Genomic DNA, 1956 nt, shown 5'->3' with positions numbered 1-1956 from the left:
GACAGTTGCGAAGACCGACGAGAAGGTTTGGAAAAAGCTGCAGGAGCAAGTTCGGGAACTACCCCTCAAAAGCTTGAACGAAGTACCCGTCCTGAGCAAGAAACATCAGGTGGATGCCGCCCTTGCCGCCACGCTGACCATTGCTACTGCCGACTCGACCTACATTTCCCCGACTTTTGATCATAATGCGCCGCCCGCCGAATTCGAGAAAATAGTAGATTGCCTTTATCGGCAGATTCCTGCTGGGATGCGGGAGAATTTTGGGCGATGATTTTTATTCCTTCGGCGCACTAATCACCCCCAGCCACCGCCCCATCCAGTAAGGCAGTAGCCAAATATCCCCCGCGCTGTGCTCGGAAGTACCATTGCCGCTGCTGTCTAGTTGGAAAGTGTTGGCATTGTGCCGTCGGATGGGCCGCTCGTCGGGCGGCAGTACTTCGGCGGTAGTTTGGCCGCGAAAGTTGGGGTCGATGATTTTAATGTCCTGGCGGTGGCTGTTCTTTACCTCCCAGTTAATCATGTCGAGCGGGTACTCCTTCAAGTACCAGATCGTCTCGGGTAAATCGAAATTCGGCGTTCCCGTCAGGGCTGTGAATATATTCCACGCGCCCTCTTTCTCGGGGCGTTCCGCTTGCCAGTGGTCGAGGATCGCCTCTTTGTACTTGGCGCGCAGCGTGTCGTTAAAGGCGTAGCGGTACAGGCCCCAGTATCCCACGAAGTACATCTCGTCGTCGGAGTGGTTCCAGCCTTCGGATAAGTTGGCGGCAAGTACCCCCGCCGAGTCAGGGGCCTGCCCTATTTCCGCCATTGGACGCATCAGGTTTTCCAGATAGCCCTCCTGTTGCAGGAGTTCAAGCGCTTTGGTTTTGTACTTCTCTTTTCTGGTAAAATGGTAGGCCGTTTGCAGCATGGCCGTGATATTTGACGAGTTCAGCTTGCGGTCGCCGACGTTGGTCGGAAAGCCGTTGACGTAAGCCGGGTTCCACTTGCCCCATTGCGTCGGTTTGCCGTCGTAGTCGATCAGATACAGATCGTGGTCGAGAATATGGCTCATCAGCGTGTCGATCAGGGCGATGGAGCGCTGCTTCAAATTCGGATCATCGATGAGTTCGGCCATCGCGCCAAAGGCAAAAATGTGGCCAATGGCCTCATCACTGCTCGTAGTGGCCTTCCAATCCCACTCGGGGTTGTCGGAATGCTGCCAGCGGTCAGGGTCGGAAAGTTGGTCGATGTACCCCCGCCGTTCGAATGAGCGCGACGGAAAACCCGCCACCGGATTGATGGTGTAAAGCCTTTCCATGGCATCCAGCGACTCGCGGCAGTTTTGCAGTGCTTCGGGTTCTTTCGTCACACTGTACCGGAAAATCTCCCCGGCCAGGTACATCGAAGTCCACAGTCCGTCGTTGTCCGAATCACCCAGATAGCCTGTACTTAGGTCGCCCTTTTCCATGCGGGTAATCGTAGCGTTGAAGCCGTTGCGAATGTGCCGCGCCCGGACTTGCTTGTCGTAGAACATGGCTTTATCGTGTAGGGTCATCGACTTGAACTTTATCTCACCTAATCCCGAATTGGTCAGGATCAAAATGGACTTCTCCGGTCCCTCTGCGATGTCCACGACCTCGTTGCCCGGCAGCCAGCGCTCGCCGTAGTAGTAGTCTATTTTGCCGTCGGCATTTACTGCGAAGGCTCCCTGCGAAGTACCGAACCAGGTTTTGTCGCCCAGTACTTTCACGGCAGTAATATCGGTAGCGGGTAGTTTCGTTTTCTTGGCGGCCTCTTTCGTAGCGGGACTCCATTCCAGATAGCCTTCGGAAGTACCAACGATGGCTTTATCATTACCAGCCGTATCGAAGGCGGTGAAGTCTTCGCCTTCGAGTACTTTGGTCAATTCCAGTGTAGCGGGCGTGAAGGTGTATAAGTCTGAGGGAGTCAACACCCAGAATCGAAACTTTGCCG

General features: G+C 54.7%; 2 protein-coding genes. One reads left to right on the top strand and one right to left on the bottom strand.

The window, feature by feature from the left end; genetic code table 11:
* Positions 1-271, top strand: a 271-nt coding sequence (locus ACEW8P_RS04005; protein WP_373511821.1) for a hypothetical protein, incomplete at its 5' end; no start/stop codon positions are given.
* A 3-nt stretch (positions 272-274) separates the two neighbouring features.
* Here the strand turns inward: ACEW8P_RS04005 and ACEW8P_RS04000 are convergent.
* The coding region (locus ACEW8P_RS04000; protein ID WP_373511820.1) for a hypothetical protein at positions 275-1956 on the bottom strand (1682 nt) is incomplete at its 5' end.

This window comes from Persicitalea sp. (assembly GCF_041751555.1).
In the GTDB taxonomy this organism is placed as follows: domain Bacteria; phylum Bacteroidota; class Bacteroidia; order Cytophagales; family Spirosomataceae; genus Persicitalea.
This window is presented reverse-complemented; position numbering and strand designations above follow the sequence as displayed.